The organism is Mycobacterium sp., assembly GCF_049280035.1.
In the GTDB taxonomy this organism is placed as follows: domain Bacteria; phylum Actinomycetota; class Actinomycetes; order Mycobacteriales; family Mycobacteriaceae; genus Mycobacterium.
Map to the genome: position 1 here is coordinate 1 of NZ_JBAPPI010000802.1, position 1,862 is coordinate 1,862.

1 protein-coding gene and 1 pseudogene are annotated in these 1,862 nt (G+C 62.7%); one reads left to right on the forward strand and one right to left on the reverse strand.

What is annotated here, in order from left to right:
* Nucleotides 1–337 precede the first annotated feature (337 nt).
* Entirely contained in the window at nt 338–1,027 is a 690-nt protein-coding gene (locus WAN71_RS25645; RefSeq protein ID WP_422228016.1) for a C1 family peptidase, read from the forward strand.
* A gap of 15 nt (nt 1,028–1,042) precedes the next feature.
* On the opposite strand, the pseudogene WAN71_RS25650 reads toward WAN71_RS25645, so the two are convergent.
* Nucleotides 1,043–1,862, reverse strand: a pseudogene (locus WAN71_RS25650) (hypothetical protein); the annotation flags it as partial.

Below are 1,862 nucleotides of genomic sequence, written 5' to 3' on the forward strand. Positions count from 1 at the left end.
ACCATGCGCCGGCTACGTGGCGGTCGGATTGGGACGTCGCCGACCCGGATTCCTTCGCATCTATCGGCCACGAAAGCGTGCGACCCAGGAAGGGCTCATGAATCCACGGTTCGGCAGGCGTTCGATGCTGGCGTTTGCAGCGGCTGGTGCGCTTGGGTTGGCGCTTTCCTCCTGCAGCAGCGAGGCGAGAGCCGACGAGCCGGACGAGCTCAACGACTACGGATACGATCCTGACGTCCCCGAGCCGGGGACACTGGAGGCGCCGGGGCGCCTCGCCAAAGCGCCGCCGGCGGCGTCCGTTCGGCCCGAATGGTTACCTCCGGTTGGCCGCCAGACCATGCCGAACTGTTTCGTATGGGCCTCGGTATACGGCCTGGCGACGTTCTACGCAGCCCGCAAAAGCCAGACACCGCCGACCAGCCCTAACCGGCAGGCCGGCCCCGACTACGCCTACATTCGATCGGAGATCGCAAACAACGTCGCTGCCACAACCTGCCATGGCGGCCAAATCACCAAGTGTCTCAATTGGCTTCAATCCAATGGTGGCACCCCATCGTTGGCTGCGGCCCCAAACTACTTGAGGCGGGGACCCACATCGTCGTGCGACGTCAACTGGTCGGAGTATGGTTCGCGGACCATCCCACCAGATCCGAGCTTTCGGATTCCCGAATATAAAATGACAATGATCACCGGCCAGGCCGGCTTGAACAATCTGCGAGCCGTCATCGCGTCTGGCACGCCGATCGCTTACGGTACGTCGCTCTACACAGACTTTGCGCACTACCGCGGTACGCCCTCGCCTTACGTCGGCAATGGACAGTGGTCGATGAACCGCAACGGCAAGAAAGTCGGTCACGTCATGCTCATCGTCGGCTACAACGATGCATACACCACGACGACCGGCGCGGTTCGGGTTCAGAACAGCTTTGGGACTGGTTGGGGCGAAAACGGATTCGTGTGGATCGCTTATGACGCTCTCGAGTCAATGGCCCAGGGGCGAGGGGTGTATGTACCGGTTTCTGCTTAACGCCCGGTGTGCGCACTAATGCCAGCGGCCCTGGTGATCGGCATGGGTGGGCAGGTAGGCGCCCGGGCCGAAGAACTCGTCGTAGAAGTCAACGTCGAGATGTTGCGCCTGTAGATACATCAGCACGTGCACAGTCGGCGCGGTGCCAGGCAGCTTTCCGAAAGTATCGTAGATGTAGGACACTTCGACCGTGACGAGCTCCTGAATGCCGTCCGGCGGTAGCACGGAGGCGCGCACCTTCGGCGTATCCGACCATGGTCCTTGGGTATCGGGGTGAAACGGCCCGCCGGGGCCGTATTTTCGCGCAACCAGCTTGGCCACCCCCGCCGCTACCGACGGCACGTGCGGTGGGCTGAGCGTCTCGAAGTATCCGGGCAGCCCGGTGACGTTGGGGAAGGGCCAGCGCTCGTCGTCGTCGGCGATAAAGCCCAGCCCGGGTGCGTCCGGGTCGCCGGAGCCACCCAACACCGACAACCGATTGAGCCCGTCGTAGGTCCAGCCGCCCAGACCCATCGCCTGCAACGCCAGCACGCCGTTGTTGGTGGCGATCGCGAGTTCTGCGCTCGCCTCAGTGAGCGTGTACTGCTCGACGAACGACAACGGGATCGGGTCACCGGCATGCGATAGCGCGGAAAACCGTTCAAGGCCAGGGATGTTGCGGCCATTGATGTCATCGACGATCAGGTAGCCGTTGGCCGCGAAGAACCACAGGTTTTCCATCAAGTGTTCGGCGAGATCGGCTACCGGGAACGCCAGCAGGCTGCCGGGATGGTTGCCAATCCAGATGTTGTGACCTTCCATGTGCGGTTCTTCGCGAGGCAGTTCGAGGCGGGTG